Genomic DNA, 26243 nt, shown 5'->3' with positions numbered 1-26243 from the left:
CATCGAAGATGTGTATAATCGGAAACGGCTTCACGCCTCTCTCGGATATATGCCACCGAACAAGTTCGAGGCGAGAAGCCAAACCTTAACCCCCTGTCCGGCGCTCTAACCCGAGTGTCCAATCACAGGGGTTCAGTTCAGTCCCAATAAGAGTGGATCTTCTTTTCATTGCGCCAATTCTATTTTACGAAGCAGCAATAGCCTTATGTTTGGCTGCCGTTGACCTTACCGTTAGTGAAAAACAAGGACTAACAAATCAACTGAATCGCTAATTCAAGGCGCAGCCCGTATTACCAGCAAAGCCTAGCAGTTCTAACCATTCGGCTCGAGAGGGTCGCAAAAATCGCGCCCCTCAGCCGAGCCGTTCATGTATAATTTTCAACCGGTATTCCGCATAGATAAATCGTCAAGGGGGCTGCAAGATAGTAGGTGTAGGTGACGATACCTATCTCTACGACACGATACTGATTTACGGGTTGAAGTGTGTACGGCCGGACGATAAGTACAGTTTCAGGAGAGCGCTGATTAGAGGATTGCCCAGAATTACTGCGAGGAATGAATTGGAATAGTCGGAAGGATTATCAGAAAGCCTGGTGGCTACCGGAATCTGCAGATACTGCCATCGCGGCCCCATTCGTGACTCTTCCCGTATGAATCCCTTCGATGTATGCCTGATCATTATTCCCGCCCCGTTCACGGTGTACACCTGCAGTCCATCAATTCGCGTATCTGCCGCTCGAAATCTTCTGCCGTCGTGAACAGGATCGTCTGCATTCCGATACCCCGTGCCCGCCCGATGTGCTCCTTATTGTCGTCGATAAACAGGATCTCTTCCGGTTTGACGCCGAGCTCGCTGCAAACGTACTGGAATGTTGAAGCCTCCCGTTTGCTCCGGTGAATCCGGAACGAGTTGAAGACACGGTCGAAATGTGAGAAGAGACCGCTGTCGCGGTCGATCTCTTCGAGCCAGTTCGTCTGATCGCTCAGCATGGCCACGGAAAGACCGCAGGACCGCAGAAGATCGACGCAGGCGAGCATCGGCTGCCGGAGAACGAAGCGCTTGAGTATCTCCTCGCGAAGTTCATGGTCCGTCCCGCGTACGCCCGCCCGCTCCCTGACGCTCTTCCAGTACTCCGCCTCTCCGGCGCGCCCGATGAGATATCCCGTCTCATCGATCAGCGCATCGGCGAGCGAGAAGAAGGTCACGGGATCGACCCCGTTCTTCCTGGCAATCTCCTCGAGCCCTTCCCGGAAGCCTTCTTCAGCCAGGACTCCTCCGAAGTCAAAGAGAATGGTTTTGATCATAAGCCTCCCTGCGCGTGTTCCCGCTTCCTTATATTATAGCCGTCTTCGTGCTGACCATGGAGGAGTCGAGAGGCCCGCGTCCAGGCGCGGGAAGCCTGAATTTTATTGTTTTTGATTTTTCGAATATGGTAAAATAGCTGGCCTTTGCAGAGCGCTTCTCTCCAGGGAAGTGATGAAGACGGTACGGAGGGGTTGGTGAATATGGTAATGCGATCCAGGCTGCTGCTGATTTTCGCTCTGATTTTGGCCGCATCACTGCTCGCTGCATGGAATCAGCCGGTCGTCCTTTCCCCGCATGCCGAAATGGTCGCAAAGGCTGTAAATTTCGACCGACAGGTGCTGGCCATCATGCAGGAGGAATCGGGAGGCGGGGAAATCCACCGGATGTCCGGCTATGATGCAAATGATTTCCAGGTCATCGTTGACGGGGTGTACCTATCCGTTCCGAATGACAAGACGGACGTGGTCCTTGAGTCCCTGAAAAAGAGGCTCGCGCCGATAAAATACATGGCTTTCGTCATCGAGATGAATGCAAATACCAGGACGGACAAGATCGGCGTGCTCAAGGGGACCGATCAGCTTGAGATCCTGCGGATCATGCACACCGACGGGGACCAGTACGACATTTCAAACCAGGACGTGATCGACCGGCTCACTGAATGGGGCAAGACCGCTCCCTTCGAAGTCATCGGCGCGGATAACGACTGGGTCGAGATCGAGTTCAAAACGCTGCCGCAGGACCTGAAGGCTTTCGCCGAGGAAGTGTATGATTTCTGCCCCGACGCCGTGGACCAGGGCCCGGGGAGCACGGCCGACCTTGCCCGGGACATCCAGAAGACGAAAAGGCTGTTCCTGTGGTGGGATTGACAATAAGTGAATCAAGGAAAGGTCGGAGGGGAATAAAAAAAGCAGGCGGTTTTGAACCGCCTGCTTAAAGTCACTCAAGAAACCTTTTTTCCGCTCGGTATAATGAATTAGCGGTATAGGTAACTTACTTTGCTGCCGGAGCCATTTCGTCCTTCTTCATTTCGGTCTTCTTGTCGGCCTTCTTCTTCTTCTCTTTCTTAGCTGACTTCTTCTTCTTTGCCGGCGCCTTCTCTTCCTTCTTCATGTCCTTCATCTCGCCAGCCGGGGCTGCCTTCTCCTCTGCGAAAGCAACGCCGAGGGTCAGAGCAAATGCCATTGCCGTGAAAAGCGCGATAATCTTCTTCATTGATTTTCACCCCCTTTCCGTTTTTAGAATGGTTAAATTTATCAGATTTTCCCCATAGTGTCAAGCATAATCAATGACTAACCCAGGAGGCGCATGATGGCATGCCTGTCTCGCGTCAGGCTCAAGGGCAGTATTGTTCTATAAAAGCTGTTGAAAAACAACGCGAACAAAGGTATTAGGAACGGCAATATTCCTCAGGTGTTACCCCAGGATTTTAACGCAGGCTATCAGTGGAGAAGAGACTGGGCATGGGCCGTGGTCGTGGATACGGCAAATCCCGGTGTCTACATAGCAGGATAGAAGGCCCTGATTCCTTCCCGGCCATTTTGAGTGGATCATCGAGAGGCTCGTGAAGTTAAGAGCATTCATACGAAGGCTTGTTTTTGCAGAGGGGCCGTCAAAAACCGTCATTTCTTGACAAACCTGAGTTATTGGTTTAGATTGGCTAAAATTAAAAATCCCGTGACCGAGGAGCCTCAGAGTGAAAAAAACCTTCTCTGCAGTCGTGATTTTCCTGCTGGTCGCAGTGCTCTCTGCCTGCACCAAAGGCTATGAGCGTCAGGCAACGGCAGGTGATGTGAAGATGACCCTCACGGCCAGCCAATATCCGCTCGTCAAGGGCGACAATACGATCACCATCAAGGCGGTTGATCAGTCGGGCAAACCCGTGACCGACGCGATTGTGAACGTGCGCTATTACATGCCTCCCATGCCGGGAATGGCTCCCATGGAATTCAACACCCAGGCCGTATCCAAGGGTGATGCCTACTCTTTTACGGCCAATATCGCAATGGAGGGCGGATGGAAGGCTGAAGTGTCGGTGACCCGCCCGGGCAAGCCGGCATCCTTGGCGACCTTCAATCTGGACGCTCGGTAACATACGGATTCAGCAGGGAAGAGCGACGAGGATCGAGAGATGAAGAACGATGGATGAACTCATCGAAGGCATCTGTCGTTTATTATGATCGCACTGTTCAATAAACGTATCCGGGGGATCAAAACGATCGTGCTCGCAGCAATGCTCGGGCTGATCACCACGTTCCACTTTCTGGCAGGGGGCGTTCAGGCGGGCATGCTGCATGGACTGCTCGGACACCTGTACATTCTGCCGATCATCCTGGCCGCTTACTGGTACGGCATCAAGGGAGGCGTGATCGTCTCCATTACATCCTGCGTCCTGTTCTCGCCCCATCTGTTCCTGCACTGGCATGATCCCTTCCTCGATATTTACAACTACGTTGAGCTGTTCCTGTACCTGTTCATCGGCGGCGTGACCGGAGTCCTGAGCCAGATGGAGCGGAACCAGCGACTGCGCTACGAGGAGGCCATCGGCAGGCTCGACGATTCCCACCGGAAGCTCAAGGAGCAGACGGACATCCTGTTCCAGACCGAGGAACAGCTCCGGAGGGCGGACCGGCTGTCGGCGCTGGGAGAGCTGTCCGCGGGCATGGCCCACGAGATCCGCAACCCCCTCGGTTCCATCAAGGGAGCCGTGGAGATCATCAAGGACGACTATTCGCCGGAGGAGGCGAAATACGAATTCATCCAGATCCTGCTGAAGGAATCGGACCGGTTGAACCAGATCGTCCAGGAGTTTCTCGGGTTCGCCAAGCCCAAAAACCCGGAGTTCCATTTCGTCGACCTGAATGAAGCCATCGAATCCGTTCTCACGCTCACTGCCCAGGAGGCACGGAAAGCACGCGTGCAGGTTCAAAAAAAGCTCGATCCTTCCATCGGGGAGAGAAACCTCGATGCGGGCCTGTTGAAGCAGGCCATCCTGAACCTCATCCTGAACGCGATCCAGGCTATGCCGGATGGAGGCGTGCTGACCGTCTCGAGCAGCCTCTCGGCCGGCGCCGTCGAGGTCAGGGTCACGGACACGGGAACCGGCATATCCGAGGAGAACCGGAAGAAGCTCTTCAGCCCCTTCTTCACGACCAAGAAGAACGGGACCGGCCTGGGCCTCGCGATCACGTACCGGATCATTGAGAACCACCGGGGAACAATAGACGTGGCGAGCGAGCCGGGCAGGGGGACGACGTTCCTGGTGAGGATTCCGGTGTGAAAAGAGAGGTGCCTGCCGCGGTTCCGGGGACCCTGTCGTGAGACGGTTCTTCTCTGACACTGAAATGCGAACGGAACGACCACAGGGCGAAGCGGGCAGCGTAGGCGCTGCCGACTGAAGGCTGGATTAATGAAAAAGACCACAATTCTCCTGATAGACGATGACGACAGCTTGCGACGGGTCATGGAGTTCAGCCTGGCCGAGGCGGGATACTCGGTCAAGGCCGCGGCGAGCGGCGAAGAAGGTCTGCGGCTGCTTGACGCGGGCTCTTTCGACGCAGTCATCACGGACATCACGATGCCGGGCATGGACGGCATGCAGGTGCTCGCCAGGGTCCGCGAGCGCGACGAGGCGGTCCCGGTCATCGTCATAACCGCCTACGGCACGATCGAGAGTGCGGTCGAGGCGATGCGGCAAGGCGCCTTCGACTACATCACGAAGCCGTTCAACCGCGATGAGCTCCGGATCACCCTGGACAAGGCGCTCAAAATGCGCCGCCTGGAGCGCCAGAACGCGGAGCTGCGCACGGCGGTGAACGACCGGTACCGCTTCGACGCAATCATCGGCACGAGCAACAGGATCAGGGACGTGCTCGAGATGGCCGGGCGGGTCGCGGCGAGCGACGCGAGCGTGCTCATCACGGGCGAGAGCGGGACCGGCAAGGAGCTCCTGGCAAAGGGCATCCACTATAACAGCGGCCGCTCCGACGGTCCTTTCGTGGCGATCAACTGCGCTGCGATCCCGGAGAACCTGATCGAGAGCGAGCTGTTCGGACACGCGAAGGGCGCGTTCACCGGCGCCGTCAGGGACCATGAGGGAAAATTCGAGCTTGCCGGGGGCGGAACGCTGTTCCTCGACGAGATCGGAGACCTGCGCGTGGACCTGCAGGCAAAGATCCTCCGGGCGCTCCAGGAGCGCCAGGTGGACCGCGTGGGTGGCAGACACCCGGTTCCCGTGGACGTGCGCATCATAGCGGCCACGAACAGGGACATCGAGCGCGCCGTGCGGGAGGGCAGCTATCGCGAGGACCTGTACTACCGGCTGAGCGTGGTCACCCTGCATATCCCGCCCCTCCGGGAACGCCGGGAGGATGTGCCGCTTCTGGCAGGTCATTTTCTGAAAAAGTTCAATCCCTCTGACGCGGTTCGGCTGGACCAGGACGCACTCTCGCTGCTCACGGACTACGGCTGGCCGGGCAACGTGCGCGAACTGGAGAACGTCGTCCAGCGTGCATCGGTGCTCAGGCGGGGGGATATCATCACGGCCGAGGACCTGCCGGACAAGCTCAAGAATGAAAAGACGAGCGTCGAGAGCATCATCCTGAACCTCCCCGATGAGGGCATACGACTGGAAGAGCTGGAAAAGAACCTGATAATCAAGGCCCTCGAAAAGCACAACAACAACCAGACCCGCGCGGCCGAATACCTGGGGATCACGAGGCCAACCCTTATTTACCGCCTGGAGAAATACGGGATAAAATAGCACGAGCCCCGGATGAACCGCGGCTGCGGGGTTGCCCATGGCAGGACAGGGGACGCGCGAGAAAAGTCTTTGCAACAGCGGCGAATTCCTGTATTATGGTTGCACTTTATCATAACTCTTTCTCCCCCAGGAGGTACTGAACATGGCTAAGACGACGCTGAAGGTCCAGGGAATGACCTGCAATCATTGCGTGATGCGCGTAGCCAAGGCGCTCAAAGCGGTTCCGGGCGTGCAGGACGCACAGGTCGACCTGCAGAAGGCCGAGGCGGTAGTGACCTATGACGACGCGAAGACCGGTAAGAACAAGCTTTCCGCTGCGGTCGTCGAGGCGGGGTATAAGACCTCGTAGGCAGCCTCCGGACCCCTTTCCTTGACAACATCCCGTGCGATCAGTATAATTTCACCGTATTTTACGCGGCGCCGTCGGCCGCGCGATCGTGGGGGGACGAAGAGAGGCGGCAGATGGAAGCCAGTTCCAAGTGGATCATGATCCTTGCCCGGTCAGCGAGGAGAAAACAGCTCCCGCTCGATATAGACCACTGTTCGCCGATCTCGCTCCGCAGCATCATCCTCGACGTGCGCACACCGGACTCGATCCTCGAGCAGATCGCCCAGACCTACTACGATGACGAGGAAGTCCTGCGCGAGCTGGTCCGGTGCCCCAACCTCTCCGAAACGACGCTGGCCTTCATCGCCCTTACCGCATCCGATGAGATCAGGAGCTTCATCAGCGGCACGCGGGTGATCGATGTGGTCACCGCTGAGGCCGAAGCGGAGAGCGGGCGGAAGAAGCTGAACACGACGCAGATCATCCTCAAGATGAAGCCGTCCCAGAAGATCAAGCTCGCGCTGACCGGCGCCAAGGAAGCGCGGGGGATCCTCATCCGGGAGTCGAGCAAGCAGATATCCCTGTCCGTGCTGAACAATCCCCGGGTCACGATAGCCGAGGTGGAGTCCTTTGCCAAGTCCCAGAATCTGAGCGAAGACGTGATGCGCAAGATCGGGGCCAACACGGAATGGACGAGAAAGAACTCGGTCGCGGCCGCGCTGGTGTTCAACCCGAAGACGCCCGTCGGCGTTTCGCTCGGGTTCATTCCGCGCATGACCGAGCGTGATCTCGGAATCCTGGAAAAAAGCAAGAACGTACCCGAGGGCGTCCGCACGGCAGCTCGCGGAATGCTGATCAGGAAAAAAGTAGGCAAGGGTTAGTCAATTATCTCCTTGCGATCCACGCCGCCGTCTTGTCCTTTATCAGCTCATTTCCCCGGGGGAATTCCGATGAAACAGACGATACTCCTCGCCATGCTGCTCGCGCTTGCCGTCGCGGGATGCAGCCGTGTCAGGACGGTCCAGAAGACCGAGCCCATCATGGGCACGGATGTCACCATCACGGTCGTCGCGAAGAGCAGGGCGGGGGGCGGGGCCGCCATCGATGCCGCCATGGACGAGGTCCGGCGCTTCGACCGGATGATGTCGCTCTACAAGATCGACAGCGAGGTATCGAAGGTAAACGAGGCCGCCGGCCGCCACCCGGTCGTGGTATCGCCCGAGATGATCGATGCGGTAGAATCCGCGCGCCGCGTCTCGGAGCTGTCGGGCGGCGTTTTTGACATCACGATCGGCCCGCTCGTGGTGCTGTGGCAGATGAGGCTCAAGGAGGGGACGGTCCCGACCGACTCGGAGATCGCCAGGGTGAAGCCCCTTGTGAACTACCGGAACATCGTCGTCGACCGCAAGGCCTCGACCATCTTCCTGAAGAGACCGGGCATGATCATGGACCTGGGGGGCATGAAGGGTTACATCGCCGACCGGGTCAGGGACCTGCTCAGGGCACACGGCATCGACAATGCCGTGATCGCGCTGGCGGGGGACATCTGGGTGATGGGACGCCGGGAGGACGGAACACCGTGGCGGATCGGCGTCCAGCATCCCCGAGAGCGGGACAAGACGCTGATCGTGCTGGGGCTGAGCGACAAATATATCACCACGTCCGGCGATTACGAACGCTTCGTCATCAGGGGGAACAAGCGGTACCATCATATCATCGACCCCAGGACCGGCAAGCCGTCTACCGGCGTCATCTCGGCCACGCTGATCGGGGACCAGGGCTCGCTGATCGATCCGCTTGCCAAGGCGCCCTTCATCCTGGGTCCGGAAGAGGGCATGAAGATCGTGAAACAGGCGGGGGCCGAGGCGATCATCGTGGATGAGGGAGGCCGGACCTTCATGACCGACGGGATCAAGACGATGGAGGCGGGTGCCCGCAAGTGAACGTATGATGAAAGTGATGTTCCTGTGCACCGGCAATTCCTGCCGCTCCCAGATGGCGGAAGGGTTCGCCCGCGAGCTCGGCAAAGGCAGGGTCGAAGCCTTCAGCGCCGGACTCATGGCCGCGGGAGTGAACGCCCGGGCCATGGCGGTCATGAAGGAAGCCGGCATCGATATCTCCGGCCAGACATCCAAGGAGATCGACGCAGTGCTCATGCGCAGCATGGATGTCGTCATCACGCTTTGCGACAACGCCGCCGAGGCCTGCCCCTGGACGCCTCCCTCTCTCAAACGGCTTCACTGGCCCATCAAGGACCCGATCCTGGCGCGGGGCACCGATGCAATGATCATGAATGATTTCAGGCGAGCGAGGGACGAGATCAGGGGGAAAATACAGCTTTTTCTCAAGGATGTCCCGTCCGGCGGCGGAAAAAAAGTATAGGCGGGGAGCTCAGAACGAAGAAAAAAACAGTTGCAGGAATGAGAACATATTGGTACTATACGGAACAATTTTAGAAGGAATTGAAATTCATCGGGAGGAAGTATGGTAAGTCTGACAGACAATGCAGTCACGAAGTTCAAGGAAATTGTTGTGGCACAGGGCAAGGCCGGCGACGGGGTGCGCATATTCACCGTGCCGGGCGGCTGAAGCCCGTCACTGGCTATGGACATAGCCAAGGAAGCCCTGCGGGGCGATACGACGCTCGAATTGAGCGGACTCAGGGTGTTCGTTGAGGAGCGCGCCAACATAATGCTTGAGAACACGAACATCGATTTCAACGATAAACAGGGTTTTATCCTTTCGGGGATGCAGTCAAGCTGCGGCTCTTCTTGCAGCAGCTGCTGATCACCGGACCATCTTTTTTGCCTTCCCGCAACCGCTGTCTCACTGAGACAGCGGTTTTTTTTGTCCTGGAGCGGCTTGAGGGCGGACCGGAGGCTCAATACTTGTCAGGGTTCAGGCCGTGGGCCTTGCCCAGGAACTCCGCTGCCTTGTCCCTCATCCCCATGCCCTGGCCAGGTAGTCATAGACCATCCGTCATTCGGGTTCACCGGGACCGTCTCAGAGTAGAACTCGATCGCCCGGTCCGGAAGGCACTTTCTAAGATAACAGAACCCCCTGTTGACGAAGAGGCTGGCAGTGTCGATGTCGTCGAGGCTCCTGAGTTGCGGGACGAACATGAACTCCCGCATGCCTTCATCAGGCATGCCGTGCTCGACGTAAATGCTCCCGATGTTCACGCAGTCATTCATGCGGAAAGCCCCATGCTTACCGGGAAGCTTACGGGGAACGATGTCAATTCGGCATTGTTTCGTATCAATTATATGAATTTTATTGCTCATGCTGACCTGCGGGAGCAGCCGCCCGGTGCTAAAATAGGGATGGGGCAGTTGTGCGGCCTTTGGATACAGGTATGCCTCTTCTTGAAATCAATAACATCTCGTTTACTGCGGGTTCTCGTGCCGAGACCCCGATCCTTTCGGGGCTTTCCCTGTCCATGGATGCGGGCGAGGTGCATGCCCTGCTCGGCACCAACGGCACCGGCAAGAGCACCCTCGCGTGCCTGATCATGGGGTGCGAGGGATACCGCCCGGCGAGCGGCGAGATCCGGTTCAACGGCGAGATCATCAACGACCTCCCGATTCATGCGCGCGCCCGGCTCGGCATCACCATGGCATGGCAGGAGCCCGTCCGGTTCGAGGGCATCGCGGTGAGGGATTACCTGTGTCTGCGGCCGCAGGCCGGGGACGCGGCCTCCTGTCTGGAACTGGTCGGCCTCTCCCCGGCCCCGTACCTCTCCCGCATGGTTGACAAGAGCCTGAGCGGCGGAGAGCGCAAGCGGATCGAGCTGGCATCGATCCTGGCGCTCAGCCCGCGGCTCGCCATCCTCGATGAGCCCGACTCCGGCATCGACATGCTTTCGATCCAGGACGTCATCAACGTGATCAACGCGTTCCGGAAGAACGGGACCGCGGTCCTGCTCGTGACTCACCGAGAGGAGATCTGCAAGGTCGCCGATCGTGCGTCGCAGCTCTGCAACGGCAGGATCATATGCTCCGGCAAGCCTGAGAACGTAGCCGGGCATTACAAGTCCAGCCATTGCCTGGAATGCAACGGCGTGGAGTGCCACTATGTCTGAACTGGATCAGCTCATGCAGGCACTGGGAGAGGCGGGCGGCGATGCCGCGGTTCTCGCGGACCAGGAGACCGCCCATCTGAGTGTGAGCGGGAACTCCATCCTGAGCTCGCGCCTGGTGGAGGGGCTCGAGGTGGACGCACGGGAAACGCGGAACGGTATATCGGCCCGCGTCATCGTCCGGGAAGGGGTGAACCTCCGGAACCCCGTACATCTCTGCTTCGGCGTCCTGCACAAGAAGGGGAGGCAGGAGATCCGGATGGATGTGAAGCTCGAGAAGAACTCCTCGGCCACCTTCATCGCGCATTGCATATTCCCGAAGGCGGAGAAGGTCGTGCACAAGATGGACGCGAAGGTCGAGATCGGCGAGGGCGCGGAGATGCGGTACTCCGAAACGCATTACCACGGGCTCTTCGGCGGCATCGAGGTTCTGCCGAAGCTTTCGGTAAACGTGGGAAAGGGCGGCAGGTATTTTACGGAATTTTCCCTCGTGAACGGCAGGGTGGGGAAGCTCGCCATCGATTACGAGGTTAGCACAGGGGAACAGGCGGTTGCCGAACTGGTCGCCCGCGTTTTTGGTCATGCCGACGACGAGGTGAAGATCAGGGAAAAGGTCGTGCTCGCGGGCGAGAACGCGCGGGGGCTGATCAAGGCCCGCGTGGCGATCGAGGACGATGCATTCGCGGAGATCACGGGCATCACCGAGGGCAACGCAGCGGGTTGCAGGGGGCACGTGGACTGCATGGAGATCGTGAAGGACCGGGCCGTGGCCAAGGCGATACCGCTCGTCCAGGTGAACAACCCGCTCGCCAAGGTCACCCACGAAGCCGCAATCGGAAGCGTGGACAAACGGCAGCTGGAGACGCTCATGGCACACGGGCTGTCGCCGGAGGAGGCAGTGGATCTGATCGTAAAGGGTATCTTGCGGTGAGGGCAGCGGGGGATAGGCCAATCCGGACAAAAGCAGCCTTTCCCTCGAGCGCCGGTGTCTCAGAGTCAGGCTGGACAAAGGGCCGTCCTGTGCTTCATCCATTCGTGAGGGCGCTCTCTCACCCCTGAAAGTGCTATCATATAAATGGGGACACTTTTTCCCTTGTATTGCCGGGGGTAGCGCATGGAGCGAACAACCTCAAAATCTATCATCCGCATCACCGCATGGTATGCGGTCTTCGGCGGGCTGTGGATCGCCTCGTCGGACCGTCTTCTGGAATTCCTGGTTGCCGATCCGCACCGGATCACCGTCATGCAAACTTACAAAGGCTGGGCATTCGTGGCCGTGAGCGCCCTGCTTCTCGCTCTCCTGGTCCGTCGTGAGCTGCTCGCCCGCGAAAAGACGGAGCAGCGGCTCACCGCGTCAGAGCTGAAATACCGGACCCTGGTCGAGGCGGCGAACGATGCTGTGATCGTTGCCGAAGCGGACACGGGCGTCATCATCGACGCGAACCGGAAGGCCGCCGAGCTCACGGGAATCCCCATCTCGTCGCTCATCGGGATGCGTCAGCCCGACCTCCATCCCGCCCAGGACCGGCAGCACTGCAGGGAGGTGTTCGAGCAGGTCCGGAGCGGAGGCGTGATCCAGACCGCGCGCTGCATGTCCCGCCGCGAGGGCAGCGAGATCCCCGTGGAGATCAGCGCCGGTGTGATCGATATCGGCGGGAAAAAGGTGGTTCTGAGCATCTACCGGGACGTTTCGGAGCACGCGGCCGCAGACGAACGGTTGAGGCGGGAAAAAGAGCGCGCCCGGATGTATCTCGACGTGGCGGACGTCATTCTCGCAGTCGTTGGCGACGATGAGTTGGTGAAGCTCATCAACCGGAAAGGGGCAGAGATCCTGGGCCTTCCGGAGGAGGAGATCGTCGGCAGGAACTGGTTCGACTCCTTTGTTCCCGAAGACCTTCGTGCCAGCGCGAGGGCCGGGTTCCGGAAACTGCTCTCCGGAGAAGCGGGGCCTGCCGGCTACGCGGAGAGCCCCGTGCTCGCGAAGAGTGGCAGGGAGCGTACCATCGCCTGGCGCCACACGCTCATCCGGGACGAGGCGGGCAGGGTCACCGCCGCCCTGAGCTCGGGTGAGGACATCACGGACCGCAAGCAGGCTGAAGAGCAGGCCTCCTGCAGGCTCGGCAACCTCGCCGCCCTCCACGCCATCGACCTCATGATCACCTCGACCCAGGACCTCCGCGTCATCCTTCGTCAGTTCCTCGACCTCGTTGTTGCCCAGTTCCACGTGGACGCAGCTGACGTGATGCTCGTGAACCGCCATGCGCCTGTGCTCGAATACGCCGCGGAGACGGGATTCCACACCGCGGGCATCCGCCGCTCGAGCCTGCGGATGGGGGAAGGCCTCGCCGGCATCGCCGCCCTCGAGCGGAGGGTCATCAGCACGCCCGATCTCCGGGACCCGGCGAGTGGATTTCTGCGTCCGAATCTCATCGATGGAGAAGGGTTCGTTGCCTATTATGCCGTGCCCCTCGTGGCGAAGGGCATCGTAAAAGGCGTGCTTGAGATCATGCATCGCTCGCCACTCGTCCTCGACCAGGAGCAGCGTGAGTTCCTCGAATCCCTCGCTTCCCAGGCGGCCATAGCTATCGACAATGCATCGCTCTTTGACGAGCTCCAGCGCTCGAACATGGAGCTCATGCTCGCCTATGACGCGACGCTCGAGGGCTGGGCCCGGGCCCTGGAACTCCGGGACCGGGTGACCGAGCGGCACACCGAGCGTGTGTCGGAGCTTACCGTCAGCATCGCACGGGCCATGGACCTGCGCGAGGAGGACATCGTCCACATACGCCGCGGTGCGCTCCTTCACGATCTCGGAAAGATCGGCATTCCCGACAGCATTCTTCGGAAGGAGGGACCGCTCACCGATGATGAACGGGAGCTCATGCGGCAGCATCCCGTCTACGCCTTTGAGATGCTCAAGCCCATAGCCTACCTGAGGCCGGCGCTCGATATTCCCTACTGCCATCACGAGCGGTGGGACGGCGATGGCTACCCGCGCGGGCTCAAGGGTGAACAAATCCCGCTGGCGGCAAGGATATTCGCCCTCGCCGACATCTGGGACGCGATCTTTTCCGCTGACAGGCCCTACCGCCGTCCGCTCTCCCGCAGCGAGGCCTGTGATCACATCCGCGGCCTCGCGGGCAACCACCTCGACCCGAAGGTCGTGGAAGCGTTCCTGCGCATGGATGATCAGGTATGCCCGGTCATGCCCCATTCCGGGAAGAAAGAAGAAACGGTCCGCTGATCTGAGGCTTTCTCACGGGAGGAAGCGGGGTTGCTCTGAGCTCAAGGAATTCTTTTTGTGATTTCAAGGGGAGCGCCGGCTTGCTGCGCCGTTTCGGGTCAGGAAAGAGACGTACCGATTCACCGTTGTGCCCCATCGAACGTCATGGAAGGGAGCCGCACTCACGATGCCTCTCAGTACGCTGAACGTTCTGAAGAGGACAGTCGCGTCACTGGTCAACCGGTCATTGAGCCCACCCCTTCGGAGCCTCAAAAAGAACGTTCCCGCTCTGGATATAGGAGTGTACGTTGCTGCAGCCCACGCCTGCACATGCGTGCTTCACTTCACTCATTTCATCAAATCCGGTGAGAACGATGGGACGGGCATTATCGGACTTCCATAGATCTTATGAATAGGATTATGGGGTAAACATGCGCTGGCACTGCACCTGATGGGGTGCTGCCGGCCCGGCTTCGATGATCTCCGGACAGTACCCCACTGCTGCAGTCCGTACGGTCCAGCCCGCTCATGCTGCGGAACCACTTCCGGCCCAGGGCTTACTCAGGCTGCTTTCCTCCTGATGTATTTTTCGCGGGCTATGCCGACATCAACGGAATAGATCGTTATATCTTCTTCTGTGAACACTTTTTTCAGCGTCTCTCGCAGCGCATCGCGGACAACGTTTTCATAGAGCTGTACATCGTAATCGCGCATGTTCTCATCAACCCCCTGAAGCGGTACGTCAATGTTCAACTCGATATCGGGGACCACCTTGAGCCACATATCGGTCACCTCCTTCTTCGCAGCTAACACGTAACCCTCTTTGCGTAAATTATAGCACCATGGCGTGATACGGCCGTCTCCCTGTCGTACCGAATAATAATAACCGGGACCGCAACGAACCTGAAGTCCCTTCTTCCTTCAATATATTCATATTCCCCCTCGCTCCCGGTGATGTCGTGATGAAAAGCGCCTACGCCATCTCTGCGCGTTGCTCCAGTTGATCGCAGGAAGCGGACCTGCGCGGCTAGTCCACTCTTTGCCTAAATCAACGTGTCCAGAGTACTCAAGAAGTTGACGAGATCCTGTTTCTTTTGATTGATGAGTCCGGTGGCGTAACGCTGATCTCAAAAATTTACCGCGTCTATTGGCGGGAATAAGGAGGAAAGCTGATGCTTAAGTTGCAACACTCCTTGCGAGCGCTGCAAATCATCCCTATTCAGCTGTTTGTCTGGCACAGGGAATCATTGGGGGGTGAGCGAATACCGCACCGACCGTGCAGAGTCCGTCCCAAAGAAAGTCCAGTTTGAGCGGCTGGCGTATGGACAGCATCGCAAAGGGCGCGAGCATGGACAGGGTTATGAACTTTCAGGAGTATCTACAGCTGGCCAAAGTTGTACTGGCTGTAGCGGATCCTGTTGGTTGCACCTGAAAGAAATGCTCGAACAGTGCGATCGCTCGCTCAGTTCGGCAGCTACGTACCCTTTCGGTCATTTAAATTGCGGAGATGAGCGTACCAGGCGAACGACATAAAGACATTCGATATTCAGAAAAGCGAAATAGTACGGAAGATCACATGATTGGTATATTTTCTTTCGCAGCCCGGAGAGGAGTTCGCATGCCGCAACGAAGCCTTGTAAAATCGGTCAATTGCCGGGATGATTTACTTTTGGCCATTTATACTTTAGCCCTAAAGTTTCTGCAATTTCCTGCCGATAAAATAAGAAAATGCGCGTTTATCAGGGGGATCGCATGGCTGAAACAACGCAGTCCATTTCGGAGCAGGACGTCAGGCGGTATATCAAGGGTTTGCACGACCTCTCCACCATCCCGGTACTTCTCGGCAAGATACTGAGAACGGTCCAGGACGAGAACGCCTCCACAAGCGAGCTCCACAAACTCATCACGTTCGACCAGGCGCTGGCGCAGCGCGTCCTGCGCATGGCCAATTCAGCCTATTTCGGCCGTTCGGGCCAGATAAAGGACATCGAGCAGGCTATCATGTTTCTCGGCTTCGAGCGGATCCGTTCCGTCGCGATCGGCATGACGGTCATGAACGTGGTGCCGACGAAGGGCTCCTTTACCATAGAGAACCTCTGGATCCACGGGTACGAGGTGGGATTTCTCGCCTCGGTCCTGACCGACTACATTCCGCTCACCATCCCGGGCGAGTGCTTCCTTGCCGGCCTCCTGCACGACCTCGGCCGGGTCGTCTTCTGCAGCATGGACCAGAAGAAGTTCATGGCAATCGGCCCGGACGATGATATGCTGGACTGGGAGCGGACGATCTTCGGGTGCACCCACGCAGAGGCGGGGGCATGGTTCGTCGAGGCGCTCGGCATGCCGAAGGACCTCGCGGAGATCACGAATAACCATCATCATCCGACGCTTGCGAAGGAACAGAAGGATATTACCGCGGCGGTGGCGCTGGCAGAGGGGCTCGTGGGCAGGTTCAGCCCCCGGAAGGGAAACGACAGCATCTGGACCGGTGAGCACGATGTGCTCCTGTCCACATACTCGATCGCCGAAGAGGATATCAGTTCAATGGGAAATAGGCTGACGCAGGCCATGCCGGACATCGAACAGGTGTTTGCCAAGGCTTGAGTGCGTGGTAAGCTCCGACCGCCTGGACAAAAAAGTGCCGGCGGGAAGGTGGGGGGGAGGGCTGAACACCGCCGGCACGTGCTGCAACGGGAAAAGCTGTTTTGTACACTACCCTTGACTCTATTCCTGCCTGAACCGATTCCTCGCGTTCCTTGTTCTCTTTCTTGCGACCCTATCCCTGGCTAATATAATATCTGATGATTAGAATTTGATGTGTGGGGTAAAAAAAGGGGGGGTCACCCTTCGGAATAACCCCCTGTCATGAACCGGTCCTTAGGCCGTGCCGGTTTTACAGGCTTTTTGTTTTTTGATTCGATACTGCTCGGAAAGATGTCGCAACGCGGCCGCCGCCTGAACGACGGTGCCGCCGCTGGCGTGGCGCTTGAGGGCGATGACCGTTGTTTCATGAACCGACTTCGAGTTGTTTCTTTCAATCGCTTTCATGGAGGGACCTCCGAAAGGATGGAACAAGGGCATGTTGCAGAGCGAAGACTCAGTGTAATGAGTATAGCACATATTGTCAATAAAAAAATGGTCATACCGTTTCGCGGTCGCGCAACTATGACGGGTCATACTTCCGGAAAACGAGGGCCCCATTAACACCTCCGAAGCCGAGAGAGTTGGAGAGCGCTGCCCGGACCGCTATTCTGCGCGCTTTGTGCGGCACATAGTCGAGGTCGCAACCAGGATCGGGGTACTCGAGGTTGATCGTGGGAGGGACCATGCCATCACGGAGCGCGAGGGCGGTTATCGCGGCCTCCGCGGCTCCCGCTGCGCCGAGCATATGGCCGAGCATCGATTTGGATGAACTGACCGCGATTTTCCGCGCATGGGGCCCGAAAGCCTTTTTCAGGGCAAGCGTCTCGATCCGGTCATTGGACTGCGTCCCCGTCCCGTGGGCATTGACGTAATCGACGTCTTCGGGCCGCATGCCGGCGTCCTTCAGGGCCAGCGTCATGGCTCGCGCCGAACCGTCGCCGTGCTCGTCGGGACGGGCATAGTGGAACGCATCGGACGTCAGTCCGTAGCCGGCAAGCTCCGCGTAGATCCGGGCGTTCCGCTTCTCCGCGTGGCCCCGTTCCTCCAGGACAAGGACCGTTGCGCCCTCGGCGAGCACGAACCCGTCGCGTTCGCGGTCAAAGGGCCTGCTCGCCTTTTCCGGCTCGCAATTCCGCAGGGAGAGCGCTTTTGCCTGGCAGAACCCCGCAAGGATCAGGGGAGTCAGGGACGCTTCGGACCCTCCGGCGAGCATCACATCGGCGTCGCCTCGCTGGATGATCTTCATGGCCTCTCCGAGGGCGTGCGTGCCCGTGGCGCAGGCCGTAGAGACATCGAGACAGGGTCCCTTCGCGCCGGTCTTCATCGAAATATAGGCTGATGCCATGTTCACCAGCGACATGGGAGTGTAGAAGGCAGACACCGCCCGGGGTCCCCGCTGGAGCAGCGCGGCCATGTTGGTCTCGGTCGTGCTGACGCCGCCCCTGCCGGACCCCACGAGCACGCCCGTCCGTTCGGGGCTGACGCCTGCGGCGGGAAGACCGGCGTCTTCGCGAGCCATGAGAGCAGCGGCCAGCGCGTATTGGATGCAGGGATCGGTCCTGTTCGCTTCTTTCGCGTTCATGAACACGCGCGGGTCGAAGCCGGTGAGTTCGCCGGCAATGCGGCAGGGAAAGGCGGAGGCGTCAAAGCGGGTGATCCGTCCGACGCCCGAGCGGCCTTCGAGCAGGGACGACCAGGTCGTTTCCCTGTTGACCCCGAGGGGTGTGAGCATTCCGATCCCGGTGACCACAATTCGCAGCGTCATGCTGCGCAGTATAAAAGGTTTCGGCAGGTTTGTCAAAAGACCCTGTTCCTTCAAGGTATTCACCTTTGACAACGACCTGGTTTGTGGTATAGTTGAGCCAGACGAATACTGTTTCTCATCCTGATATTGCGGAAGGGGGCCCGAGATGAAAAAACCGGAACTGCAGACCATGATCGTCCGTGAACTCAAAGCTCTGGCCGGAAAGATGAAGGTGCAAGTGCCTTCGGAGGCCAGGAAGGCAGACATCATCAAACTCTTGTCCGCAGCTTTCAAGAGCAAGCCAGCAGCAAAAACGGTCAAAAAGAATGCCGGGGCCAAGCGCGCCGTTGCATCGGTAAAAAGGAAAGCAGCTCCCGCAAAGATCGCCATCGCAAGAAAGAAAGCGGCAGCCCGTCCTGCATCGCTGACGAAGCCGGCTCTGCGTCCGGACAAACCGTCCGTCGAGATGCCTCCCTCGGGCCGTGAATGGAAGACCCCTCCCGGAGTAGAGGAGCCTATCATGGCGCAGGAGCGCGTGTCCGACGCGAAATATTACACCGGGCCCGAACGGAGGCCGACGGCCGCGGCCGCCTACGGCGAGCTTCCCGCGGGGTACGGCGAAGAGAAGATCGCCATCATGGTGCGCGATCCCTATCTCGCCTATGCCTATTGGGAGGTTACGCAGGAGCGGCTCCAGCGGGAAAAGGCCTGGTTCGGATGGGACGGCAAGCTGACGATCCGGATCTATGATGTCACCGGGGTCCAGTTCGACGGCCGGAACGCGGTCGGGTACTTCGATCAGGACGTGGATGAACTGGTCGGCAAATGGTACTTCGATCTGGGCAGGCCCGGCCACTCCTTTATCGCGGACATCGGACTGCTGTCTCCGGAGGGAAGATTTCTTACCCTCGCCCGTTCGAACCGCGTGATCACGCCGAGGGACGGGGTCTCCGATGTGGTCGACGGCGAATGGATCGTCGTGGACGAGGAGTACTGGAAAATATACGGGCTCCGGGGAGGCCCTTCCTCGCAGCAGCTCCAGGAGAAGGGAAGGCTGAAACGGAGACCGCAGGTAACGTCACCGGGGATGTTCCCGCGGGGGAAGAAATAGTCCTCCGCCCTCGTGCTCATTTTCATACAAAAGTCCATCCTCACCGGGATGGACTTTTGTTTTGCAATCTGCTATCGTGCCTTTCGGCAGCGCCCTGACCGGAGGATTGCCTCTTCCTGCCACGATGGCGCCGCCCCTTCCCGGCCCGTGGTGCCTGTCCCCATTGACGCTATTCCGCTGAAGCGGCACGGGATGCAGCGTCATCATCGCCCGCCGTGTCAGGCCGCGTGAGGGGATTTCCCGGGATTGGATGACGCGAACCCCGGCAGGCACTGTGCAGGAACCAACCGCACCCATGACCAATCGCCCCGAACGAGATGAAGCAGAAAAAAGCATCGGGCCGGACAAGCCGGGCCGGGAGCGCGGCTCCCTCGCACTGGTGCTGCACAGCCACCTGCCCTTCGTGCGGCATCCCGAACATGAACAGTTCCTCGAAGAGGACTGGCTGTTCGAGGCCATCACCGAAACCTACATCCCCCTGATCAACGTGTTCGACGGCCTCGTGGACGACGGCATTGATTTCCGGATCACCATGAGCCTCTCGCCGACGCTCGTCGCCATGCTCGCCGATCCCCTGCTGCAGCAGCGGTACATCCTGCATATCAGCCGGTTGGCCGAGTTCGTCGAGCACGAGCTGGAGCGGACCAAGGGTGACCCGCGGTTTCATTCCCTCGCCCTGCTGTACCGTGACCTGTTCCGGAATGCCCGGCATGTGTTCGAGGAGAAGTACGGACGAAATCTTGTCACCGCCTTCCGGAAATTCCAGGACCTGGGCAGGGTGGAGCTCATCACCTGCGCCGCGACCCACGCGTTCCTGCCCCTCCTGAACAGCAGGGAAGCTGTCCGGGCGCAGATCATGGTCGCCGTGCAGCATCACCGGAAACACCTGGGCAGGGAGCCAAAGGGCATCTGGCTTCCGGAGTGCGGCTATGCCCCGGGGCTCGATGAAGTCCTGAGGGAAGCGGGGCTCCGCTTTTTCTTCCTGGATTCCCACGGTGTGTACCACGCGTCGCCCCGCCCCCGGTACGGCGTGTACGCGCCCGTCTGCTGCCGTTCCGGGGTCGCCGCCTTCGGCCGGGACATGGAGTCGTCCAAGCAGGTTTGGAGCACCAGGGAAGGCTATCCCGGGGATTTTGACTACCGGGACTTCTACCGCGACGTGGGCTTCGACCTGGATTACGAGTACGTCAGGCCCTACCTGCACCAGGACGGCGTGCGCGTGAGCCTGGGGATCAAGTATCACCGCATTACGGGCGACACGGACCAGAAGGAGCCCTACGACAGGCGGCGGGCGCTCGACAAGGCCGCGGAGCACGCTGGGAACTTCCTGTTCAACCGGGGAAAACAGATCGAGTCGCTCTCCAGCAGCTTCGAAGACCGGAAGCCGCTCATTGTCGCGCCCTATGACGCAGAGCTGTTCGGGCACTGGTGGTTCGAGGGCCCCGACTGGCTGAACTTCCTGATCCGGAAGCTCGCCAGCGACCGGAAGACGGTCAGGATGATCACGCCCACGGAATATCTCGCGGAGACGCCGGCCTGCCAGACCGTGGACCCGCCCCTGTCGAGCTGGGGCATGAACGGATACTCCGAGGTATGGCTCGATGATTCGAACGACTGGATCTACCGGCACCTCGACAAGGCCGCCGAACGGATGACCGGGCTTGCACGGGGCCACGCCGGCGCAGAGGGCCTCGTGAAGCGCGCCCTGAACCAGGCGGCGCGGGAACTGCTCCTGGCGCAGAGCTCGGACTGGGCCTTCATCATCAAGACGGGCAGCCACGTCGATTACGCGCTCAAGAGGACCCGCGACCACGTGCTCCGGTTCACCAGGCTCTATGACGAGATACGGGCGAATCGTATTGACGAGGGGTGGCTCCAGACGATAGAATACCGTGACAATATATTTCCCGATATCGACTTCCGGGTCTATGCTTAAACCGTCCGTTGTCAAAGAACTGAAGAAGATCGTCGGAGCGGACCATCTCCTGGTCTCGCCCGAAGAGCTTATCGTCTACTCCTACGACGCTACGCGCCGGGAATCGCTTCCCTGGGCCGTGGCGCGGCCGGCCTCGGCAGCGGAGGTCTCGGCCATTCTCGCCCTGGCCAACCGGGAGCTCTTTCCCGTGGTGCCCCGCGGCGCGGGAACGGGCATGTCAGGAGGGTCGATACCCGTGCGGGCCGGGGTGGTCCTCTCCCTGGAGCGGATGAACAGCATCCTCGAGATCGACGAGCAGGACCTTATCGCGGTCGTCGAGCCCGGCGTCGTCACGGGCGACCTGCAGCAAGAGGTCGAATCGCGAGGACTCTTCTATCCGCCCGACCCCGCGAGCCACCGGTTCTGTACGATCGGGGGGAATATCGCCGAGTGCGCGGGCGGACTCCGCGCCGTCAAGTACGGCGTCACCCGGGACTATGTCCTCGGTCTCGATGTGGTCCTGCCCACGGGCGAACTGGTGCGCACGGGCGCGCGGACGCTGAAGAGCGTGGCCGGCTACGATCTGACGAGGCTGATCGTGGGGTCCGAAGGGACCCTCGGGATCGCGACCAGGATCATTCTGCGGCTTCTCCCTCTGCCTGAGAGCGTCCGGACCCTTTCCGCCTTTTTCGGTACCGTTGAAGGCGCCGCGTCGGCGGCGTCCGCGGTCATCGCAAAGCGAATCGTGCCGCGAGCCCTGGAGTTCGTGGACCAGGCGGCCCTGCGGGCCGTCGAGGGCTATCTCAAGGAGGACCTCTCGGGCGGCGCCGCTGCCATGCTGATCGTGGAGGTGGACGGCCCTTCGGAGTTGACGGAACGCGAGATAGCGCTCGTGGAACAGGTGATGAACGCGTGCGGGGCGACGCGCATTGTTCGTGCCGGGACGGAGGCCGAACGGGAGCGGATATGGAAGGCCCGGCGGTCCCTGTCGCCGGCGCTCTACACGATCAAGCCGAAGAAGCTGAACGAGGACATCGTCGTGCCGAGAAGCAGGATCCCTGACATCCTCCTCGCCATCAACGGTATCGCCGCAAAGTACGGCCTCCTGATCGTGAACTTCGGCCATGCCGGCGACGGGAACATCCACGCGAATGTCATGGTCGACGATTCCGAGCTTGAGAAAGGCCGGGCGGCGGTGCGGGAGATTTTCCAGGAGACCCTGAGGCTCGGCGGCAGCATCTCCGGAGAGCACGGAATCGGCCTTGCGAAGTCGGAATATCTCCCGATGGAGCTGGGACCTGCGACGATCAACGCCATGCAGAAGATCAAGCAGGCGCTCGATCCGAACAACGTTCTGAACCCGGGGAAGATATTTCTCTAGTCGGAGCCATGCACATGCGTATCGGACGGAACATACTGACCCTGATCCTGGCAGCCGCATGCTTCCTCGCCGCGGCGCCTGCGGGAAGGGCGGGCGAGAAATCGTCTCCTTCGCTGGAAGAGATCAGAAAACAGGTCGACGGCCTGCAGCACGAGGCCGCGCTTCTCGAGGAGGAGAACCAGGGGCTCAGGAGCATGCTGGAGGACCCGGACGACAACGAGATCTACCTCGTCGTGGACACGGAGAACAACCGGCTGACGATGAGGCGCGGGGGCGAGGTGCTGCTGGCAGCAAAGGTCGGGACCGGGAGCCGCCAGTTCGTGAAGGAGGAGACAGGCCGGAACTGGCTGTTCGAGAGCCCGACGGGATCGCTCTCGGTCCTGGGCAAGGAGCGGAACCCGGTCTGGATCAGGCCCGACTGGTCTTATGTAGAGGAGAACATGCCCGTGCCCGCCGAGAACGATCCGGACAGGATCGTGCGGGGCGTGCTCGGCAAATATGCGCTCATCCTCGGGAACGGCTACAAGATCCACGGCACCAAGTATACGGAACTGCTCGGCACGCATTTTACGCACGGATGCATCTCCGTCGGGGATGGGGACCTGGAACGCCTGTACCGGAGCGTGAAGATCGGGACCAAGGTGTACATCTATTAAGGGGGTCGGGGGCAGAGTATGCGAAAGAATGCAGGGTACGGCTGGCTGCTGCTCCTGTTCCTTCTCCCGGCGCAACCGTCTTTGAGCGTTGCTGCCGCGGCTGAGGAGGGGGAGCGGGAAAAGCTCCTGGAACAGCGGAAACAACTGGCAGCAACCGTCGAGAAGCTCAGACAGGAGCAGGACTCGCTGGTCTTCCTGAAGACCATGCAGGCTTCGGATTCCAAGTACCTGGTCCTGGACCTGAGGGCCGCAAAGGGTCAGCTCAGGTACAAGAACCGGACGCTGAAGGACCTTCATATTCTGCAGCGGGAAGGGACTCCCGCCCGCACGCAGAAGGCGGTCGTGCTGACCAAGAAGATCGAAGGCCCCCGTCAGCGCTACGCCCTGGTTTTCGGCAGATCGCTCATCCTCCAGCCACGCGGCGCGGCACCCTACCGGGAGGACTCGATTCCCCGCGCCGTGCTCACGAAGAGGGACTTCTCCGCTCTCTACTACGCACTGGAGGACGGCGCCATGGCATACGTTCTTCTCTGATCACCGGACGCGGCCGTTCTCAACCGGTGCTCTGCGCATTCCGGTATGTCCGGTAGCGTATGCTGTTCTTGCCGTTATTCTTCCCCTCGTACATCAGGTCGTCCGCCAGCTTGATCATGGTATCGACCGATTCCGGCGGATCATCAAAGGCTGCCATCCCGAAGCTGAAGGTGACCGGCCAGCTTCGCTCCTGCATGACGTCGAACAGGCTCGCCCGTATCTTTTCCAGCACCGTAATTGCCGTCCTGATGCCCGTCTCCGGGAGGAGCAGGATGAACTCGTCGCCGCCGACCCGTGCGATGGTGTCGGTCGCGCGGATCTGCCCCCGGATGGTCCTCACCGTCTGCTGCAGCAGGGCGTCGCCGATGCTGTGTCCGAACCGGTCATTCACGGCCTTGAAATTGTCGACGTCCATATAAACGACGGTGAAGGGGTGATAATACCTGCGCGACCGGCTGATCTCGGCCGCTGCCAGTTCCGTGAAATACCGGCTGTTTACGGCGCCCGTGAGGTAGTCGCTCCTGGCAAGCTGTTTTTCCTGCTCCAGCGACGCCTTGAGCGCGGAGAGGGTGTACACGACGATCAGAAAGAAAAGAATCTGCACGATCAGGTTCCCGTAGGGGATGGCGACATCGGAAGGGGTGCGGCGCGACAGCACATCGGCGAGCGACCAGGCCGCCGCGCTCACGACGGACAGGAGCACGCCGGCGCTGATGCCGACGAACCAGGTCGACAGGAATACGGGGATGAGATAGAAGATGAAAATGGAAAGGTCGGGGCCGGTGCCGTAATCGATGAACCCGAAGAACAGGACCAGTGCGGCGGACAGGAGGAGTAGCTGGTATTTCGGGAGGTTTCCCAGGGTGTGGAATATGATACGCATACCTTCCCCTCCTGATTAAATTATAGTTTATTTTGAGGGGGACGGCTTGATTTTTTGAGCCCGTGCGTGCGGCGACAAGCTTTTCGGGTTGACTCAATCCCGGTTCCCGGTATAATACGACCATGCGCGAACTGACCAGAGGGGAAGAATTTTATGACGGCATCGCCCTGCTCGGAGACCCGGTTCACGGGTATATTTCGTTCACCACGCCCCGCGGCGCAGGCGAAAAAACAGAGAAGGACCTGATCGACACCGCGTGGATGCAGCGGCTGCGCCAGATCTACCAGCTCCAGAGCGCGCGGTGGGTGTATCCCTCGGCCGAGCACAGCAGGTTCCAGCACTCCCTCGGTGCGATGCACCTTGCCGGAAGGTTCGCCCGTCACCTCTATCCTTCCCTGAAGGCGGCGGCAGCCGATTGTCCCTCGGAGCAGTACATCGAAGAGCTGCTGCGCATCGCGGCCTTGCTCCATGATGTGGGGCACGGCCCCTTCGGCCATTTCTTCGACGACAATTATCTCGACCAGTTCGGGCTGACCCATGAGAAGCTGGGGCAACACATCATCAAGGCCGAGTTGGGTGACGCGATCAGGGCCATCCGGCGCAGTCCGTCGGGAGAGTTCTCCAAGGGGGAGCGGCTGAACCCCGACCAGATCGCCTTCCTGATCGGCAAAGGCGTCGTCACGCAGCAGGGGAAACAGCCCCGGTGGCTCCAGTTCCTCCAGCCGCTGCTCTCCGGCATCTATACCGTTGACAACCTCGATTACGTTCTCCGGGACGCCTATCTGTGCGGAGTGGCCGTCGGCGCCGTGGACATCGACCGCCTCATGTATTACACCTTCTTTACGGATAAGGGGCTCACGCTGCACAAATCGGGTCTCAGCGCGCTGAACATGTTCCTGAACGCGCGGCTCTATATGTACACCAATGTCTACTATCACCGCACCACGCGGGCCATTGACGAGCATTTGAAGGAGCTGTTCAAGGACACGATGGCGGCGCTGTTCCCCTACAATCCCGTAGAGAACCTGCCGGAATACCTCGAACTGACGGACTGGTCGCTGCTCGAAGCGGTGCGTCGCTGGGGCACGAAGGAGAACGGAGCCACGGCAAAGCTCGGGCAGGAATGGGCGGCTATCCTGTCGCGCGAGGTCAAGTGGAAGATGGCCTACGACGTGACGCTCTCGATGCGCGCCTTTGAAAAAGGGAAGACGATCATAGATGCCGCCGAGCTGGTCAAGCGGATCCGCAAGAACCTGCCGCAGCGCCTCAAGGACCTTCAATTCCGGGTCGACATGGCGAGCCAGGACCCGAGGCCGATCAACCCGCTCATGATGGGAGAGCGCCAGATCCATGTGTTCGACCCCCTGACGCGCAGGGTCGAAAAAGAGCCGCTCAAGGATTTTTTCGACTACATCCCGGCCCGGGTGGTGCAGTGCCGGGTATTCACGCTGAACCACGACCACGACAGCGTGCTTGCCGATATCGTCGAGAAGGTCCTCGGAATCCAGGAAGACAGCATCAAGACGAACGTCTGATAGCTACTGTCGCCATTCCTCCCAATAGTTTCAATCCTCTTATATCCCTCGAAGCTAATTCTGCGGTTTTTTAAAGGCATTTATCGCCTGTTTCACTTACTAGTGTGTAGCGGATATTATGTCAACAGCCTTCTCCTTTACTGGTTG

27 protein-coding genes are annotated in these 26243 nt (G+C 59.5%); 19 read left to right on the top strand and 8 right to left on the bottom strand.

Annotation, left to right across the window (positions count from 1 at the left end; genetic code table 11):
* Positions 1–693: 693 nt before the first annotated feature.
* Entirely contained in the window at positions 694–1305 is a 612-nt protein-coding gene (locus VL197_17505; GenBank protein HUJ19787.1) for an HAD family phosphatase, read from the bottom strand.
* A 201-nt stretch (positions 1306–1506) separates the two neighbouring features.
* Between VL197_17505 and VL197_17500 the strand changes: the two genes are divergently transcribed.
* Entirely contained in the window at positions 1507–2172 is a 666-nt protein-coding gene (locus tag VL197_17500) for a DUF4253 domain-containing protein (protein HUJ19786.1), read from the top strand.
* A gap of 124 nt (positions 2173–2296) precedes the next feature.
* On the opposite strand, the gene VL197_17495 is transcribed toward VL197_17500, so the two are convergent.
* Positions 2297–2518 (bottom strand): hypothetical protein, encoded by a 222-nt coding sequence (locus tag VL197_17495; GenBank protein HUJ19785.1) that lies wholly within the window; start codon positions 2516–2518, stop codon positions 2297–2299.
* A gap of 481 nt (positions 2519–2999) precedes the next feature.
* Between VL197_17495 and VL197_17490 the strand changes: the two genes are divergently transcribed.
* The 8 genes from VL197_17490 (at position 3000) to VL197_17455 (ending at position 9180) form a co-directional block, all read left to right on the top strand.
* Positions 3000–3395 (top strand): FixH family protein, encoded by a 396-nt coding sequence (locus VL197_17490; protein HUJ19784.1) that lies wholly within the window; start codon positions 3000–3002, stop codon positions 3393–3395.
* Between the two features lie 84 nt (positions 3396–3479).
* On the top strand, positions 3480–4583 hold the full coding sequence (locus VL197_17485) for an ATP-binding protein (protein HUJ19783.1): 1104 nt from the start codon (positions 3480–3482) through the stop codon (positions 4581–4583).
* Positions 4584–4712: 129 nt separating this feature from the next.
* Positions 4713–6065: a sigma-54 dependent transcriptional regulator gene (locus VL197_17480; GenBank protein HUJ19782.1), complete on the top strand. Its 1353-nt coding sequence runs from the start codon at positions 4713–4715 to the stop codon at positions 6063–6065.
* 142 nt (positions 6066–6207) lie between these two features.
* On the top strand, positions 6208–6414 hold the full coding sequence (locus VL197_17475) for a cation transporter (GenBank protein HUJ19781.1): 207 nt from the start codon (positions 6208–6210) through the stop codon (positions 6412–6414).
* 113 nt (positions 6415–6527) lie between these two features.
* The gene (locus VL197_17470) at positions 6528–7274 is read left to right on the top strand and encodes a hypothetical protein (GenBank protein HUJ19780.1); all 747 of its coding nucleotides are present in this window, start codon (positions 6528–6530) and stop codon (positions 7272–7274) included.
* 69 nt (positions 7275–7343) lie between these two features.
* Positions 7344–8336, top strand: coding sequence for an FAD:protein FMN transferase (locus VL197_17465; protein ID HUJ19779.1), 993 nt, complete (start codon positions 7344–7346; stop codon positions 8334–8336).
* Positions 8337–8340: 4 nt separating this feature from the next.
* Positions 8341–8775: an arsenate reductase ArsC gene (locus tag VL197_17460; GenBank protein ID HUJ19778.1), complete on the top strand. Its 435-nt coding sequence runs from the start codon at positions 8341–8343 to the stop codon at positions 8773–8775.
* A 222-nt stretch (positions 8776–8997) separates the two neighbouring features.
* Positions 8998–9180: a hypothetical protein gene (locus VL197_17455; protein ID HUJ19777.1), complete on the top strand. Its 183-nt coding sequence runs from the start codon at positions 8998–9000 to the stop codon at positions 9178–9180.
* 104 nt (positions 9181–9284) lie between these two features.
* Here the strand turns inward: VL197_17455 and VL197_17450 are convergent, their stop codons facing one another.
* The gene (locus tag VL197_17450) at positions 9285–9587 is read right to left on the bottom strand and encodes a tetratricopeptide repeat protein (protein ID HUJ19776.1); all 303 of its coding nucleotides are present in this window, start codon (positions 9585–9587) and stop codon (positions 9285–9287) included.
* A gap of 161 nt (positions 9588–9748) precedes the next feature.
* On the opposite strand from VL197_17450, the gene VL197_17445 reads away from it, so the two are divergent.
* The 3 genes from VL197_17445 (at position 9749) to VL197_17435 (ending at position 13715) form a co-directional block, all read left to right on the top strand.
* Positions 9749–10474: an ABC transporter ATP-binding protein gene (locus VL197_17445; protein ID HUJ19775.1), complete on the top strand. Its 726-nt coding sequence runs from the start codon at positions 9749–9751 to the stop codon at positions 10472–10474.
* Positions 10467–11402 carry a SufD family Fe-S cluster assembly protein gene (locus VL197_17440; GenBank protein ID HUJ19774.1) on the top strand — a complete coding sequence of 312 codons (936 nt, stop codon included), beginning with the start codon at positions 10467–10469 and terminating at the stop codon, positions 11400–11402. The genes VL197_17445 and VL197_17440 overlap by 8 nt, the downstream gene beginning before the upstream one ends.
* Before the next feature lie 183 nt (positions 11403–11585).
* On the top strand, positions 11586–13715 hold the full coding sequence (locus VL197_17435) for an HD domain-containing phosphohydrolase (GenBank protein HUJ19773.1): 2130 nt from the start codon (positions 11586–11588) through the stop codon (positions 13713–13715).
* Between the two features lie 540 nt (positions 13716–14255).
* Here VL197_17435 and VL197_17430 read toward each other — a convergent pair.
* Both VL197_17430 and VL197_17425 read right to left on the bottom strand, forming a co-directional pair.
* Positions 14256–14507 carry a hypothetical protein gene (locus VL197_17430; GenBank protein HUJ19772.1) on the bottom strand — a complete coding sequence of 84 codons (252 nt, stop codon included), beginning with the start codon at positions 14505–14507 and terminating at the stop codon, positions 14256–14258.
* A gap of 661 nt (positions 14508–15168) precedes the next feature.
* A complete protein-coding gene (locus VL197_17425; protein ID HUJ19771.1) occupies positions 15169–15225 on the bottom strand; it encodes a hypothetical protein in 57 nt (18 codons plus the stop codon).
* A 221-nt stretch (positions 15226–15446) separates the two neighbouring features.
* Here VL197_17425 and VL197_17420 point away from each other — a divergent pair, with 221 nt between their 5' ends.
* Positions 15447–16298 (top strand): HDOD domain-containing protein, encoded by an 852-nt coding sequence (locus VL197_17420; protein HUJ19770.1) that lies wholly within the window; start codon positions 15447–15449, stop codon positions 16296–16298.
* Between the two features lie 273 nt (positions 16299–16571).
* On the opposite strand, the gene VL197_17415 is transcribed toward VL197_17420, so the two are convergent.
* Positions 16572–16742, bottom strand: a complete 171-nt coding sequence (locus VL197_17415; protein HUJ19769.1) for a hypothetical protein — start codon at positions 16740–16742, stop codon at positions 16572–16574.
* Positions 16743–16857: 115 nt separating this feature from the next.
* On the bottom strand, positions 16858–18102 hold the full coding sequence (gene fabF / locus VL197_17410; GenBank protein HUJ19768.1) for a beta-ketoacyl-ACP synthase II: 1245 nt from the start codon (positions 18100–18102) through the stop codon (positions 16858–16860).
* A gap of 145 nt (positions 18103–18247) precedes the next feature.
* Here fabF and VL197_17405 point away from each other — a divergent pair, with 145 nt between their 5' ends.
* The 5 genes from VL197_17405 (at position 18248) to VL197_17385 (ending at position 23678) form a co-directional block, all read left to right on the top strand.
* Positions 18248–19192: a DUF4912 domain-containing protein gene (locus VL197_17405; protein HUJ19767.1), complete on the top strand. Its 945-nt coding sequence runs from the start codon at positions 18248–18250 to the stop codon at positions 19190–19192.
* A 295-nt stretch (positions 19193–19487) separates the two neighbouring features.
* Positions 19488–21128, top strand: coding sequence for a 1,4-alpha-glucan branching protein domain-containing protein (locus tag VL197_17400; GenBank protein ID HUJ19766.1), 1641 nt, complete (start codon positions 19488–19490; stop codon positions 21126–21128).
* Positions 21121–22488 carry an FAD-linked oxidase C-terminal domain-containing protein gene (locus VL197_17395; GenBank protein ID HUJ19765.1) on the top strand — a complete coding sequence of 456 codons (1368 nt, stop codon included), beginning with the start codon at positions 21121–21123 and terminating at the stop codon, positions 22486–22488. The genes VL197_17400 and VL197_17395 overlap by 8 nt, the downstream gene beginning before the upstream one ends.
* Before the next feature lie 14 nt (positions 22489–22502).
* The gene (locus VL197_17390) at positions 22503–23144 is read left to right on the top strand and encodes a L,D-transpeptidase (protein HUJ19764.1); all 642 of its coding nucleotides are present in this window, start codon (positions 22503–22505) and stop codon (positions 23142–23144) included.
* 18 nt (positions 23145–23162) lie between these two features.
* On the top strand, positions 23163–23678 hold the full coding sequence (locus VL197_17385; protein ID HUJ19763.1) for a hypothetical protein: 516 nt from the start codon (positions 23163–23165) through the stop codon (positions 23676–23678).
* Between the two features lie 19 nt (positions 23679–23697).
* Here the strand turns inward: VL197_17385 and VL197_17380 are convergent, their stop codons facing one another.
* Complete coding sequence (locus VL197_17380) at positions 23698–24561, bottom strand: GGDEF domain-containing protein (protein HUJ19762.1); 864 nt, start codon at positions 24559–24561, stop codon at positions 23698–23700.
* A 122-nt stretch (positions 24562–24683) separates the two neighbouring features.
* Here VL197_17380 and VL197_17375 point away from each other — a divergent pair, with 122 nt between their 5' ends.
* On the top strand, positions 24684–26096 hold the full coding sequence (locus tag VL197_17375; GenBank protein HUJ19761.1) for an HD domain-containing protein: 1413 nt from the start codon (positions 24684–24686) through the stop codon (positions 26094–26096).
* Positions 26097–26243: the final 147 nt, after the last annotated feature.

This window comes from Nitrospirota bacterium, from assembly GCA_035516965.1.
In the GTDB taxonomy this organism is placed as follows: Bacteria; Nitrospirota; UBA9217; order UBA9217; family UBA9217; genus MHEA01.
The sequence above is the reverse complement of the archived record's forward strand: the minus strand, read 5'-3'. Positions and strand labels throughout refer to the sequence as shown.